Origin of the sequence: Lentilactobacillus parakefiri, assembly GCF_002157585.1 — a bacterium.
GTDB classification, from domain to species: Bacteria; Bacillota; Bacilli; order Lactobacillales; family Lactobacillaceae; genus Lentilactobacillus; species Lentilactobacillus parakefiri.
This window is the reverse complement of sequence record NZ_BDGB01000032.1, coordinates 1-15,316: the sequence shown is the minus strand read 5'-3', so window position 1 is coordinate 15,316 and position 15,316 is coordinate 1. Positions and strand designations below refer to the sequence as shown.

Sequence of the window (15,316 nt, the reverse complement as noted above, 5' to 3'; positions counted from 1 at the left end):
AAAAAACGGGTCGCCAATGCTTGGCAATCCGCATAATGTTTAAATATCAGTTGAAGTCAGGTGATTCAAAATATCCATATCGGCCTCACTGATTTCAAAATCTAATTTAGTGTTATCGGCAATATGAGCTTCATGAGTTGCCTTTGGCAATGGGAGCACGCCGTTTTGAAGGACAAACCGCAGTGCCAACTGAGCAACACTTACGCCATACTTGTCAGCTATTTTTTTAATATCCAGGTTCTCCAAGATACCGCCGGTGGCTAACGGTGAATAAGCCTCCACCAAGATACCGTTATCCTTAGCGAATTTGGTTGTCTGGGGTTCGGTGTAACCAACAAAGTAGCGGATCTGATCGACCATGGGCTTAACATCCGCATGATCCAGAATATTCTGTAGATCGTGATCATTAAAGTTTGACACCCCAATTGCCTTAACCTCACCGCTGGCATAAATATCCTGCATTGCCTTCCAGACTTCGACATTGGCAGCGTCATAGTTGGTGGATCCCCGTTCACCCCATGGCCAGGGAGCGTGAATCAAATATAAATCCAAATACGAGAGGTTCAAGGCCTTCATAGTTGACCGAAAGTCGGCAATCGCGCCGTCATACGATTTAGTGGCAGCGGGTAGCTTAGAGGTCACAAAGACGTTCTCCCGGTCCACGTTGGAATCAAGGATTGCCTCACCAACACTCTTTTCATTGCGATACGCCTTGGCAGTATCAATATGTCGGTACCCGGCTTGAAGCGCCATGCTGACAGCGTCGTACGTGTCTTTACCCCCGGGAATCTGCCAGGTGCCAAAGCCCACCTTGGGGATTTGAATGCCATTATGAAGTTCATAGGTATCAGTTAGAATCGACATTGAAAATGCCTCCTTTGCTTTTGCGAGTAATTATATTATGGGCTAATTGGACGGAAAAAGTAAGCGAAGTGCTTTAAAATCCAACCAAATAGTTGGGTAGTTAATATCAATAACGGATTCAGTCCAGCATTGAAGAATATCGAATTTTGATTTATTCTAAACCAAAGGTGATATATATGAAGAACAGCCATTTGTTAACCATCATTCTGAATTGGACATTTTTTCTTGCCAGTCCCCTCCTTGTGATTCTAATTAACAGCCTAACCTTTTACCGAGTATTCAACCGCACCGTCCCTTCTGGATCATTTGCGGGCACTAAAACGCTCATTTTTAATTTTGCGTGGAACATTTTCCTATTGCTATTAATGAACTACTTGGTAATTTGGAGGCCGGCCTATAGAAAATTTATCAACACCCAAATTGATAGCTCACTTGAGGTCTGGATAACATTTATATTAGTTGGGTTGATAATTATAGGAATTCTTGCAACCGATGTTAGCCACTTCTCTGTTGTCAGTATTGCATTAATTTCAGTTCCTGAAATCTGCTCAATTCCGTGGATGTTGTATCTAACTTATCACACGTGGAAATACCAAAATATCTGCTTCTTTAGTCTAGTTAATCTTCTACAAATATCCTATATTTGTTTGTTACTTAACAACTTTTATGGGTTTACAAACTAAAATGGCGTTCAAAGTTAACTTTGAGCACCATTTTAGTTTGTTTATCTCTGCGGCAACGTATAATACAGCTTCAAGGTATCACCATACCTAGCAGCTGAATTAGCAGCGATCGTTGCTTGTTTATTAAAGTAATAGGTGGGTGTCGTAACCGTCCCATCGGCATTTGTCACTGAGACACCGGTTAGTGCAGACAGCTTATTGGGATCTGAGAACAGTGCATTGTCGAAGACTTTTGCCGGCACTATTCCCTGAGTTTGACTCGAGAAAATCGTCATTTGGGCATCTGTCAAAATCGGATACGTATTTCCCGACAGTTGGGCCGGACTAATCTGCTGGCCGGTGTTAGTCAAATAGTAGGCGACTGGTGATACGAAGTTAGCTTTAACCGGATCCACATAAATCAAATAATCATCTGATCCCACTGTGACATTCTCAGGTTGATTGGTTGGACTTTGGGTAGTGCTGAGCTTGAATCCGGTGGGAACATTTTTAGTAACCACATCGGTCAGCTGAGTGCCATTTTGCAAAATATCACCTAGCTTATCGCCATTGTTCATCGTTGCCCCAGCCTTTAAATCAGCTTTTTGAATGACCCACGTATATGACCCGACGGATTGACCGTCAGGATTGACATAGTTGATCTTAACGCTGTTATCTTTAGTGGCTGCTTGCGAATTTGGCGCAGCAAGCCCCCCTGAATAGACCCAGCCAACAATTGCTGAGTTTTTATCATCGACCACTTTGTAGTAGGTATACTGCTCTCGAGTCTTCACAGCTGCATCCGTAATTGTAAACGTATCATTAGGGCTGTAGCTGCTCATATCAACTTGTTTGGCCTTGTACTGTGACCATTTGGGATCCACCCAGAGCGTATACTTTTGGGAATTGGTTAATGTGTATCCCGTCTTTTGTAGTGGCAAGTTGGTGTTAGCCATGGTGTTGGCAGGATTCAGGCCGCCGGCAAAGGTACCTGATGTTCGACCACCGTAAACCCAACCACGGTAGATGCCATTAAACGATACCACCTTATAATACACCGCACCACGATTAGTCGTGGCAACCCGATAGGCACGGAAATACTGGCTTGACTCTTTTGACGTACCATATCTTTGGAGTGTGTATTTAAAGGCAATGATTCGAGCACCACGGACGGTGCCCGCCTTGGTATATAAAGCATTTGTTCCGTTGGTGGTCACATTGCGGTTCTGTGGTGCCGTTCGCAAAACTTGATTGGATGTGATCCTGGCGTATGATTTGGCTGAAACATGGTTGGTTGCCAGCGCGATGGTTGCAACAGCGGCGATAGTCGCAAGCCCAAACGATAATGATTTTTGCAGATTTAAAATCATGTGATTCACTGCTACTGAAAATATACCTGAATGTATATCCAGATTTTTCTTGCTTCATCCTATCCCACCTCGACACAAGTACTCTACTATGGTTGATATGATAGTCCACAAGCGTAAATTCCCGGCTAGCCACCGGTACATCCTTTGTTGCCTGGTTAGTAGGCTAAAACAAAGTTGTCAGTATCTCTAATATTCAACGCGGCATTAATATCGCGATCAACCACATTGCCACAATTCGGGCATTTATAAATGCGCTCACCCAGCGATAAGTCGACTTTTTTATACCCACATTGATGGCAAATCTTAGACGTGGGTTCAAAGCGATTGACCAGGTGAACGGGGATTCCTAATTGTTGGCACTTATTGACTAATTTGGTTCTGAATGTGTAGAATCCCTGTTGGTTAACAGCTTTAGCTAAATGGCGATTCTTAATCATACCTTTAACATTCAAATCCTCAATTGACACCCAATTCGGTTTGGTTCTCACCAAGTTAGCGACAATTTGATTTTGATAATCGGCTTGAATGTTGTGTAGTCGTTGATACAGGCGTTGCACTTTCCGCTCTGTTTTGGCTAGGTTAAGATCAGTAGCAGATTCCCCTTCTTTCATTTTGCGAGCTTTATATGCAACATACTGACGGGACAACTTTCTTTGCGTTCGTCTTAATTGTTTCCGAATACGTTTAACTTGATAATCCTTATTTCGGTTGGAGTAAATGATGCCATTATCTGAAACGGCAAAATTCTTTAACCCGAGATCAACCCCAATTGGGACACCTAACAATAGTTCATGAAGCTGTTCGGGTTGTTCAACTAAACACGTTAGGTAATAGCGTCCCGCTTGCTCTTTGATCCTGCCGGACTTAATCACATAATATTTAGTATCCGTTGGAAGGTACCCATACTCCTTGAACCGAACCCAACCAAGTTTCGGGAGTTTAATTCGGTGACGTTCACAAGCAATGACTTGTTTGGCACCGTTTTTCACAAAATAATACGATCCTTGATGACGTTTATAGGATCGCCATTTGGGATACCCGCTTTGTTGCTTAAAGAAACGCTTCATTGCCGTATCGGCATCAATGAATGCCTGTTTAGTTGATTTAGCGTAATAATCTTTGATCCACAAGTCATCGGGATTGGCGGGTAAATATTCATTGTTAAACCACTTCGAGAACTCATAAGCTCCCATATACCAATAACCGTCTTGGTACCGTTGCTGATTCATTTCTAAGAAGAAATTGTAAGCCCAGCGACTAACTCCCAAGTGACGATCAATTAGATATGCTTGCTTCCTGGTCGGTTTAATCTCAATTTTGTAAGTGATCAAGGTCATGATCATCACTCACTTTCTTTTTGTATTTTCGCAGTTCGGATACCCGACTGGAAAACACCTGAATAATTGAAATTAAGTCTTGAACAACTTCCGCTTCGGGGGAAAGTTGCTCATTATTGACCACCACGATTTCCGTGCCGAATTTTGCACAAAGTTGCTGGAACCAATCAAAGCCAAATCTGATAAATCGGTCTGGGTAGGCAATATAGATCTGATTAATTTCCGATTGCATGACCTCATCAAGCAGTCGGTTCCACTTTTTGCGTTTATAATTCATACCGCTGCCAATATCGGTGATGACTTGATCAACGATGATTCCTTTTGCATTGACATATTGTCGCAGGAATTCGACTTGATCCTGTAAATCATCTTTTTGGGCGGCAGTTGATACCCGGGCATAAATAACATTTTGACGGTTGGCTGTGGGTTTGCCAATTGCTTTTAAATAATCAGTTTCAGTGTAGTACCGACGATTCGTGACGGTGCGCTTAGCGGGGAGTTTTCCTTGACGATCCCATTTTTGCAGGGTTTTAACCGACACCCCTAACCGTTCAGCCAGTTCTTTTGGTTTCATGTATACTCACCTCGTATACATTATATCACATCGGAACACTTTCGAGCATATTGTCAATAATAGTTTTCACACTCCTCATTATTTTCCATTGATTCCATTGCATTAAGTAAATATTACCATTTTCAGGGTAAATGTGATAGCTGTCTCGTGCAAAGGAACCTGAGTGCGGAACAAACTGGGCAGTTTTCGAGCATTTATTTAATAATGGCGTTTAATGCTGGTTTTGCATTAAACGCCATTATTGGATAAAGCGGAAAAAGCTGGTTTGTGGAGCACATTTCAATCAGTGGGAAATAAAGCGCTTATATTCTGGAAACTGCTTTATTTCCCACGCTTCAACAAGGTAAGATTTGAAACGATAAAGTACAGCTGAGCCGCTAATTCTTTTATCGCACCATCTTACTTGAGATCATACAAAAGGATTGATTAATAGTTCCCCTGAATAACCAATTTCTTATTGGCAGTCACGTAGTTGCCATTCTTTAATTCATAACGGGTGGTCAGGTTGTGGCGAACCAGACGTTTCGCTTTGAAATGAGCACCCTTTTTATATGTTTTAACTTTGCCAGTTAGATCTTTAGTCTTATAAACGTGAACCCCATTTTTATTGATCACTGTAACAGTCTGATTCTTCTTGGATGCTTTGTAATACACATTCACAACGTATTTCCGATTAGCAGTAATGTAACCAACTTTACCGGCAGTCTTCTTTCCGTGATTAACATCGCGAACTTTATACCTCAAGGCACCGCCATTGGAACGATCATGACCGATCACGACAAACATTGGTCGCTGCGTCCGTTTGGCTTTTGGATACACAGCAGTTCTTTGTGATTTCTTGAAGGTCGCATGCTTATATAGGTAAATCTTTTTGGTCGCATAGACGGCAGAGCCCTTGATAGCGGCATAGTTTGGCAGCCCAGTACCATCACCCTTGGTCGGTGTGGACGGATTCCAAGAACTGTTCCCATTGCCGGCGTTTGACCCGTTATTACCTGAGGAGCCGTTTGAAGATGAACCGCCACCGTTATTGGCGTTTCCAGGAACGGTTACTTGGATGGTCTTACTAATCGTCCGCTTAACTGAATCCGAGTAGACCGCCTGGTACGTGTAAGTGACGTTGTAGACACCTGGCGTCCGAGTGTCCAAGGTCCCGTCCGCATTGATATGGCCATTATCAGAGGTTACCTTAACGTTATCCTTGGTGACTGGAATTTCTGCGGCCGAACTATTATTTTCCTGTTTTGGATCATACAAGGTGACGTGGTCAAGCGGATTCCACTTTGCTCCACGATTAACGGTGGCATTATCAGCGACCAGAACTTTTACGACCTGCCAGTTAATGCCGCCGATGCCGTTGTGGGACAAAATATCTTTCATATACTTGAAGTAATCTGGGTTACTGGGGTTCGATGCACCCGGATATCCCGCCGTAAATGATTCAAAGGTCAGCAATTGATTATTCCGCCAAACTGGTGCATAACCTCTGGTTTGAAGCATATCCCAAAACTTCTGTCCATTAGCGGCGGTTTGCTTATCACCTAGAACCCGATAAGTTGCATTGGTGTATAGTGTATTCCCATCATTTGTTCCAAAACCTTTGTCCACATTATCAATTTCAATATCGTTGGCAAGGTCAAATTGGGGCATCAATGTTTGAACATCTGTTGCTTGACGATAATATCCGTCCTTATCTTTATAAGTGACGAGATACTGCCCATTCATGAAATCGGGGTATGTCTTTTCGTCCATTGGAACGCCAAAACGAAAATAGATTGACGTGCCATCATAGTTTGCCTGATTTCCGTTCCACTGCCAGTTATTTTCGCAAACTTGAAAATACTGCCCGGTTGTGATTGGGGCGGACCCATCATACTTCAGTGGTACTGAAACATCAACGGATTTTTGTGGTGCCAGTCTACCAACCACTTGAAGGTTACTGGGCCAATATGCATTTTGTACGCTGATCCCATTAGTATCCCCTGTTAACTTGGCAATATTAATTGAATCACCATCAGGAACAAATGGAGCAGCCGAGTTAAAATCCTTTGGGAAACGTAACAACTGCCCTAATGAAATTGATTCACCCCCAATCGGATTGTTGTTCTTCAAATACAGGTGAGCACTAATATCTGGACGGCCAGCTGCATTCCATTTTCTAGCATCAATTAACGTCTGGCGACTGGTGCCGCCATAGTTGGATGGCTCACCGTTAATGGCAATATAAGCACCCCTTTGCAAGCCAGGTTGATAATCATAAGTTGCTGGCGTTGTGTACCGTGGCGCGGACCCATTATAAATAATCGCATCGGCACTCACATGCACGCTTCCAAATCTCAATCCAATCATCGCTGCCAACAACATCAAAACGGAGATACCAACCAATCAAATTGACCTTTTAATCATGTAAACCCCTCCTCATATAACAAATCGCAACTGGCATAATTTACAATTCAATTATATCAAAAGCCTTCCGATTATGCCCATTTCGTGATTGATTCCATAAAAAAAGCATCCCCCACAAGGAGATGCGGACTCATTTATGAATTAGAAACGTCAATCACGCTCACATGATCTTTTTTATAAGCAACCACAACGACAATAATATTCACAATCACAATCAAAGTTGTCATCAAAAATACATACCGATAATCCAAAATCCCAGCTACCCCAGATGCCAGCATCGGACCAACTACAGCACCCATTGCTTGAAATGACTGATTATAACTAAAGATTCGGCTGACCGATCGTGACGGTGTCTCCAGTGTCATCACCGTTTGGGTAATCGGCAGCAGGGCCGCGTTGGCAATTCCAATCAGGAACCGTAACACCCCTAACATCAAAACGGTGGTTACAAAGAACATCGGGAAGAACACGACCGCAGAAAAGATCAATCCGGCCAGGAGAATCTTTTCTGGTCCAATGTGATCACCTAACCGTCCCAGATAAGACGCCGCAAAGATAGTCGCAATTCCTGGTAAAGCTGCGATCACCCCACTGGTAAAGGCAATGTTGCCGTGACTGTGCATTAACTCTTTAACAAACAAACTAATAATTGGGTTGATTGACGTTGTTGCCGCCATGACCAGCATTGATGAAATAATCATCGCCCAAACCACTCGTTTGTGAACGATGCCCTTAAATGCATCCCTAATGCCAGTCTTGGCACCCTTCTTAACTGGCGTGAAGTCTTCTTTGACGAAGAACCAAGTGGACAGTGAAGCCAGAAACATCATGAATCCGAACATATAAAACGGCAGCCGATAGCCAAAAACACCTGATAGGTAACCGCCAATGATCGGCCCGATCAATTGACCACCAACATTTCCGGTGGTCAAAGTCCCCATCGTCTTCCCGCTGTCTTCAGTCGGCACCTCACTGGCAATCAAGGCGTAAGCGTTATTAATGTAGCCAGAGAAAGTTCCCTGAATGAATCGAATAATGATTAGAAACCAAACGTTGGATGACAATCCTGTTAAGGTGGCACTAATCGTCATCCCAATGGCTGCCCGCAGCAGCATCGGTTTTCGACCGGTCTTATCAGCCAAATTTCCCCACATGGGTGAAACGATGGCTTGACTGAGAAAGACGCCGGAAAATGCGAGCCCGGCGTATAACGTCAACTCCCACTTCGGAAAGTTCCCCATTGTATTAATAAATAGCGGCAGAAATGGCATTGACATGCTGGCTCCGGCACCGGTGGCAAAGTTGCCGAACCAAAGTGCCCACATGTTTTTCTTCCATTGTGGTGTTGCAGAGTTTGTCATGATTTTTCAAGATCCTTACTAAATTCGAATTTTAGATACAAAATTCATTATAGCGATTATTGTTGTATGTGGCAATTATAATCAAAGACTCATTTCATTTTCAGTCAGTCCACAATGGTATAATGTACGAAAAGATTTCTAGGGGAGAATTCGAATGGACAAGTTAGATCGGAAAATTTTAAATATCATCCAAGAAGACGGTCGTACATCGATTAAGAGCATTGCTGAGAAATGCTTTATCTCTGCTCCATCGGCGTCCGTTCGGCTGCAGAATCTTGAAAATCACGGCTTTATTAATGGCTACACCGCCAACGTCAATTATGAGAAATTAGGCTACCTCATCAAGGCGTTCGTCCGAATCGATGTTAGTTATACGGAAATGCCACGGTTTGTCGACTTCATTTCTAAAATTCCCAACGTTGTTGAATGCAACTACATCACTGGTGACGCCTCAGTTCAGCTAAAAGTCTTCTACAAAACAATGACTGAATTAAATCAATTTAACGCCTCCCTCAAAGACTTTGGCTACAGTCATACCAACGTTGCCTTCACAACCAACATTGGCCCCCGGCCGCTACAACTCCCTGAGGATGATCAATAACCCCTCATTGAAATAATCTTTTGTTTTCATAGGCAAATCGATATTTCTACCTTATTTTCATGAAAAAATAATCAAAATCACAAAATTATCTGAAAACCTTCTCTCTAAAACACTCGATTTAGACACCGCAGTGTTAGTATAATGACAAATTAATTAGAGGCCTCTAATTTGATTCATCATTACCAACAGAGAGGAAGTTTATTCATGCAAAAAACAGAAGTAACCGAAAACGCAGACGGCACCCGCCGCTCTTTGAGCAACCGCAACGTTCAGATGATCGCTATCGGAGGCACAATCGGAACCGGGCTATTCCTAGGTTCTGGGACCACAATTAGCAAGACTGGTCCATCCATTTTATTAGTTTATTTAGTGTTAGGGATCTTTTTCTTCTTAATGATGCGGGCCCTTGGTGAAATGCTTTATTCAGATCCATCACAACATACATTTGTTGCATTCATCACCCGCTATTTGGGGCCAGTGGTCGGCCACTTTACCGGCTGGACCTATTGGCTGGGGCTGTCGTTTTGCGCCATGGCTGAAATTACCGCTATCTCTACATACGTTCAGTTCTGGTTCCCCAACATTCCATCTTGGCTCATTCAATTAGTATTCTTAGGCACACTAGCCGCCGTCAACCTGATCGCTGCCAAAGTCTTTGGCGAAGCGGAATTCTGGTTTGCCCTCATCAAAATTATTGCCATTATTGCCTTAATTGCTACCGGCGTCTTTATGATGTTCAGTCATTCAACAACACCGCTTGGCCACGCTTCTATTCAAAACATTTTCCAGAACTTCTCAATGTTCCCGCACGGTGCAATGAGCTTCATCTCCGCCTTTCCAATGGTCTTCTTTGCCTTTCAGGGAATCGAATTTGTCAGCATTACCATCGGCGAAGCAGAAACTCCGCATCGGATTATCAAAAAAGCCGTCAATGAAACGTTATTAAAAATTTTAATCTTCTACTTTGGTGCGCTAATCGTGATTATGGGCATCATCCCTTGGACCCATTTAAACGCCGCCAGCAGTCCCTTTGTTCAAGTATTCAAACTGGCCGGTTTTCCAGCCGCAGCGGCAATCATTAATTTTGTTGTCTTAACGTCTGCCTCTTCATCACTTAATAGTTTCATCTTTTCAGCTGGCCGGCATTTCTACCAGTTGGCAACCGAAACCCCAACGGATAGTTTTATGAACCGCCACTTTGCCAAGATTTCAAAGAATGGTGTCCCGGCTGCCGCAATCACCTTTTCTGCGATTTGCCTACTCATCACACCATTGATGAGTCTGACAAATGCCACTGCATCGGTCTTCACCATCGTTGCCGGATCCTCTAACGACATGTACATTTTAGTCTATGCGCTGGCAATGATCGCGCACCGGAAATACCGTGAATCAAGTGACTTCTTACCCGATGGTTTCAAGATGCCTTGGTACAACCTCACCAGTCCACTGACGATTGCTTTCTTTGCAATTATCTTCGTGACGCTGTTCTTTATTCCAGAGGATATTATCGGTGCTGTTGGTGCCATCATCTGGACGGTTGTCTTTGGTGGGGTCACCTATCTGCATCAACGCAGCTTGGAACCAGCTGATGCTGAAAATAATTAGCTTCTCCGATCATAATAAATCAAACAGCCTGCTAGACCATCTTAAGATGGCTTGGCAGGCTGTTTGGTTGACTATTATTGATACTGCATTCGCCGATAGTCCATTAATTCATGAGTGATTTCTTTAGTGCTCGGATAAATTTTTCGATAGATATGATAAAGTTGTTGATACTTTTTTACATTTTGCGGCTGGGGTAAATAAACATCTCTAAACCTTACGAATTGCTTGGTGCACTCTTGAATATCTTTGAACCAACCAACACCCACTGCTGCCAGCATCGCCGCACCAAGTCCGGGCCCCTGTTCGTTAGTTAATGAAACAACTTTAACGTTAAAGATGTCCGCTTGAATCTGCTGCCAAAGTGGACTTTTTGCACCCCCACCGATTGAAACAACTGTGTCAAAGCGATTTCCGTGACGTTCATAGATATCGAAAATATCCCTAAATGAAAAGACAATTCCTTCAAGAACTGCCCGAACAAAATCAGCTCGCTGATGACTGCCGTCTATTCCAATAAAACTACCCCGAATATCAGCATCCGGATATGGTGCCCGCTCGCCGACAATGTATGGTGCAAACAGCAAACCATTGGCACCGACTGCGGATTTGCCGGCACTTTTTACAACCTCAGCAAAATCCTCTTTGTCTGCAAATATCTTTTTAAACCGGCTTAAGGAATACCCAGCAGCTAACGTAACGCCCATTGAGTAGTAGGCATCAGAAACAGCATGGTCTTCAAACTGAAGGACGCCATCATAATTAGTGTGCCTATTCGGCTCATACTTCAGAACGACGCCGGAAGTTCCGATACTGGAAAGAACCTTCGTTGCGCGGTCGATCCCGGCACCAATCGCACCACAGGCATTATCGGCACCACCAGCAAATGTTCTGGTAGCAGTCGATAAACCGGAATATTCTGAGTACCAAGCAGAAATATTGCCCGTTTCTGACGTTGAGTGAACGAGTTGAGGGCACATTTCTTCAGGTATGCCAAACGCATTGAGAATCTCATTACTCCATTCCTGATGGTCCATATCGACCATTACTGTCCCAGTCGCGTCGGAATAATCAAGTGCAAGTCTGCCAGTCATCTTAAATCGAAGGTAGTCCTTTGGCAGTATGAAAGTCTTGGCTTGGCGAAAAATTTCCGGTTGATTCTCTTTTACCCACAATAATTTGGGTAAGACGACGCCTTCAAGGGGTGCATTATGAGTAATTTCAATAAATCGATTACCCATGGCAGCCATAATCTCGTCTCGCTGTTGAGTGGCACGCGTGTCATTCCATAACATGGCCGGTCTCAGTACTTGATTGTTGGAATCTAATAAAACCAATCCATGCATTTGGCCAGAGTAGCTCACACCAATAATTTGGTCAGGAACAAGCTTGTCCTTTAGAATCAATCGAACAATCGAAATCGTTGTTGCGCTTACCCAGTCTTCGGGATCTTGTCCAGCGTATCCAGGCCGGGGATGACTTAGTGGAAAATCCATCCCCTCTTGAGCAAGAATCTCGCCTTTCGCGGTGACGGCCGTTACCTTAACGGCGCTGGTTCCAAGATCGATTCCTAATACACAATCAGTCATATTGGTTCCTCCTAAAATAATGAATGAACAATCAATTTCACCTAATATTCTACCTGATATAACGTTTACCACTATTTCTGATGATCGTTTAGTTTCGCTCCATCATTTCAGTGCATATTCCACCATCTCATAACTTTTAATGCTGCGGATCAAAATTCTGAAAATGTTTTGCCAAATACTTGGTTGTCAGACTTTGTGGCAACTTAATTAAATCCTGTGGTCGCCCTTTAGCAACAATCCTGCCACCCTGATCGCCGCCACGCGGTCCCATATCAATCAAGTAATCGCCATTCGCCATTAAGTCTAAGTCATGAGTAATCATCAAAACGGTGGCCCCTTGGTCAATCAACTGTGAGAAAACTTTGAGCAGCACGTGTACATCAAGTGGATGAAGTCCCACGGTTGGTTCATCAAAGATAAACAGGGTATCATTTTGCCGGCTCTTCATATGAGAAGTCAGTTTCAGACGCTGAGCCTCACCACCAGACAGACTAGGGGTCGCCTCACCGAGGTGCAGGTATCCTAACCCCATTTGCTGCAAGACCTGAAGAGTTTTTAAAATTGACTCGTCGTCTTGAAAAAGGCTGATTGCATGATCAACATCATCCTCCAAGACATCCGCAATCGACATCCCCTGCCACTTAATCTTCAAAATAGCCTGATTGAACCGTTTACCCTGACAGGTTGGGCAAGTCTCGACCATGTCCGGCAAGTATTGGATATCAAGGGAAATCTCACCGGTGCCACCACAAGTTGGGCAGGCGCCCTGTTTATTATTGTAGGAAAAATAACTCGGCGTATAGTGATGTTGCTTGGCCTCGGGCAGCTGGGCAAACTTTTTACGAAGATTGTCCATGATATTGGTATAGGTGGCTACAGTTGAGCGGGCGTTCTTACCGACAGGTGTCGCATCAACGCTGACAATGTGTTTTATCTTACCAGGATTGAATTGATCAATATAGGTTGGCAGCGAACGATGGTGTAGCTGAGCTTCAAAAGCATCTAAAAGACCGTCAAGCACCAGCGTTGTTTTACCCGCTCCTGAAAAGCCGGTGACCGCAATCAATCGATTGACCGGAAAATCAGCGGTGACGTGTTTCAAATTAAAGCGGCGATTAATTGTCAACCTTACCGCCCCTTTGGCAAATACATCGCCGGCAGAAACCTGACGCGTGATTAATTGCGCTTTCCCAGTTAAAAATGGCCCAATCAATGACTGTTTACTCTGGCGAATTTGGGCTGGGGACCCTTGATCAATGACCTGCCCGCCGTTGACGCCGGACCCAGGTCCAATTTCAATGATATAATCTGCCGCATTAATGATGGATGTTTCGTGATCAACCACCACCAGGGAATTGCCCTGATCGACAAGCTGGTGAAAAATTTTGATCAAGCCGGACACATTATCGGGGTGCAGTCCAACCGATGGCTCATCCAAAACATAGAGAACACCTGTCGTTTGTGTTCGCAATGTCCGACCCAGTTGGATTCTCTGAAGCTCACCGGTCGATAGGGAAGCCCCCGCCCGGTCCATGGTTAAATAATCCAAGCCAAGATCAAGTAACGGCTGGGTTTGATTCAACAATTCAGTGGTCAAATTATTGGCCAACTTCTGCATATTATCAGGAAGCCATTTCTTGATTCGCTTAACAAAGGCCGGCAATTTCCCAATCGGCAGCTGACTGGCCTGAGCGATGTTTAACCCATCAATTAATTGACTTAACCGGTTGGGGTTCATTCGCGTACCATGGCACATCGGGCAAGTGAAGAACCGGTAAAATCGATTGAGCCGCTTAAGCGCAATTTCACTTTTGGTGGTACTCATACTATCTTCGACGGCATTATAAGCGTTCTCGTAAAGGGCATTATCCATGTGAAAGACACGGCCGTTTTTACTGGGAATATCAATGGCATAGTGCTTTTGTTCCCCATGGAGGACCATTTCCTTCTCATGATCGGTCAACTGGTTATAAGGAACATCAATTCGAACACCAGCTGCCTGGGCAACAATTGGCATGAAGTTCCGTCCAGGGATCCGCCAAGCAGCCACCGCGCCGTCCCGAATGGTTTTGGACTCATCGCCAATCAACTGATTCGGGTCAAGCTACTTAGTAATGCCCAAGCCCTCACATTGCGGACAAGCACCATCGGAGTTAAAAGCAAAGTCTTCCGCACCAAACGCGTGAAATTTCACCCCACAGGTTGGACAGGTAATCACGCCCATTTGGTCACCCATGACGTCCATCGCTTCAGCAATCTTAATGGTTGGCGGGACTTGGTGACCGGTGGGACACTTTGGTGACCCCAAACGCGAATACATTAACCGCAACACGTTGAAAATTTCGGTCATGGTCCCAACAGTTGATCTGGCACCAGGAACCGTTGGCCGCTGTCGTAATGCCAACGCCGAGGGAATGTGGGTCACAGAATCCACGTTGGCGCGTCCAACCTGGCTAATCCGTCGCCGGGTGTACGTGGCAAGAGAATCCAGGTAACGCCGGGCCCCTTCTGAATACAAAATACCCATCGCTAATGATGATTTACCGGAACCCGATAAGCCTGAGATGGCGACAAATTTATGTAACGGAATATTGACGTTAATATTCTTCAAATTGTTCACTTTTCCGCCAACCACCTCAATGTGATCGGGAAGCTTGTTTGCTGGCATATAATGACTTCTTTCCAAAAATAGTGTTGATTTAATTGTAACGCACAATGAAGCAACTTCTGGATTATGATCATAATCGGACAGCTGAAAACGTTTCCGTGGTATTCTTGAGGTGACATTAAAAGCTTTTCAAGACTTGTGGTCAGAAGTCAAGTAGGTGATACGTAAAATATTGATAGTTCTAATTGTGAGGAGAGTATACTTCCCCCAGCCCAGTGAAGTACAAAAATTCACTGGTTAGAAACTTGCAATGTTAGCGATGTTCGTCGCGCTAGACCAATT

9 protein-coding genes and 1 pseudogene are annotated in these 15,316 nt (G+C 44.0%); 2 read left to right on the top strand and 8 right to left on the bottom strand.

Annotated elements, in window-relative coordinates; genetic code table 11:
* Nucleotides 1-39: 39 nt before the first annotated feature.
* The 6 genes from LPKJCM_RS02810 to LPKJCM_RS02780 all read right to left on the bottom strand — a co-directional run bounded on the left by LPKJCM_RS02810 (nt 40) and on the right by LPKJCM_RS02780 (nt 8,574).
* Nucleotides 40-864, bottom strand: a complete 825-nt coding sequence (locus LPKJCM_RS02810) for an aldo/keto reductase (RefSeq protein WP_057961405.1) — start codon at nt 862-864, stop codon at nt 40-42.
* 724 nt (nt 865-1,588) lie between these two features.
* Nucleotides 1,589-2,896 (bottom strand): hypothetical protein, encoded by a 1,308-nt coding sequence (locus tag LPKJCM_RS02800; protein ID WP_057961407.1) that lies wholly within the window; start codon nt 2,894-2,896, stop codon nt 1,589-1,591.
* A 155-nt stretch (nt 2,897-3,051) separates the two neighbouring features.
* Nucleotides 3,052-4,233: an RNA-guided endonuclease InsQ/TnpB family protein gene (locus LPKJCM_RS02795; RefSeq protein ID WP_057961417.1), complete on the bottom strand. Its 1,182-nt coding sequence runs from the start codon at nt 4,231-4,233 to the stop codon at nt 3,052-3,054.
* Entirely contained in the window at nt 4,208-4,807 is a 600-nt protein-coding gene (locus tag LPKJCM_RS02790) for an IS607 family transposase (protein ID WP_057961408.1), read from the bottom strand. The genes LPKJCM_RS02795 and LPKJCM_RS02790 overlap by 26 nt, the downstream gene beginning before the upstream one ends.
* A gap of 426 nt (nt 4,808-5,233) precedes the next feature.
* On the bottom strand, nt 5,234-7,192 hold the full coding sequence (locus tag LPKJCM_RS02785; RefSeq protein WP_057961409.1) for a DUF5776 domain-containing protein: 1,959 nt from the start codon (nt 7,190-7,192) through the stop codon (nt 5,234-5,236).
* Nucleotides 7,193-7,347: 155 nt separating this feature from the next.
* Nucleotides 7,348-8,574 carry an MFS transporter gene (locus tag LPKJCM_RS02780; protein WP_057961410.1) on the bottom strand — a complete coding sequence of 409 codons (1,227 nt, stop codon included), beginning with the start codon at nt 8,572-8,574 and terminating at the stop codon, nt 7,348-7,350.
* A gap of 154 nt (nt 8,575-8,728) precedes the next feature.
* Between LPKJCM_RS02780 and LPKJCM_RS02775 the strand changes: the two genes are divergently transcribed.
* Entirely contained in the window at nt 8,729-9,175 is a 447-nt protein-coding gene (locus LPKJCM_RS02775; RefSeq protein ID WP_057961411.1) for an Lrp/AsnC family transcriptional regulator, read from the top strand.
* A gap of 204 nt (nt 9,176-9,379) precedes the next feature.
* Nucleotides 9,380-10,780: an amino acid permease gene (locus LPKJCM_RS02770; RefSeq protein WP_057961412.1), complete on the top strand. Its 1,401-nt coding sequence runs from the start codon at nt 9,380-9,382 to the stop codon at nt 10,778-10,780.
* 74 nt (nt 10,781-10,854) lie between these two features.
* On the opposite strand, the gene xylB is transcribed toward LPKJCM_RS02770, so the two are convergent.
* Together xylB and LPKJCM_RS02760 are read right to left on the bottom strand one after the other, a co-directional pair.
* On the bottom strand, nt 10,855-12,366 hold the full coding sequence (gene xylB / locus LPKJCM_RS02765; protein WP_057961413.1) for a xylulokinase: 1,512 nt from the start codon (nt 12,364-12,366) through the stop codon (nt 10,855-10,857).
* A 136-nt stretch (nt 12,367-12,502) separates the two neighbouring features.
* Nucleotides 12,503-15,034: pseudogene (locus tag LPKJCM_RS02760) on the bottom strand (ATP-binding cassette domain-containing protein).
* Between the last annotated feature and the right edge of the window lie 282 nt (nt 15,035-15,316).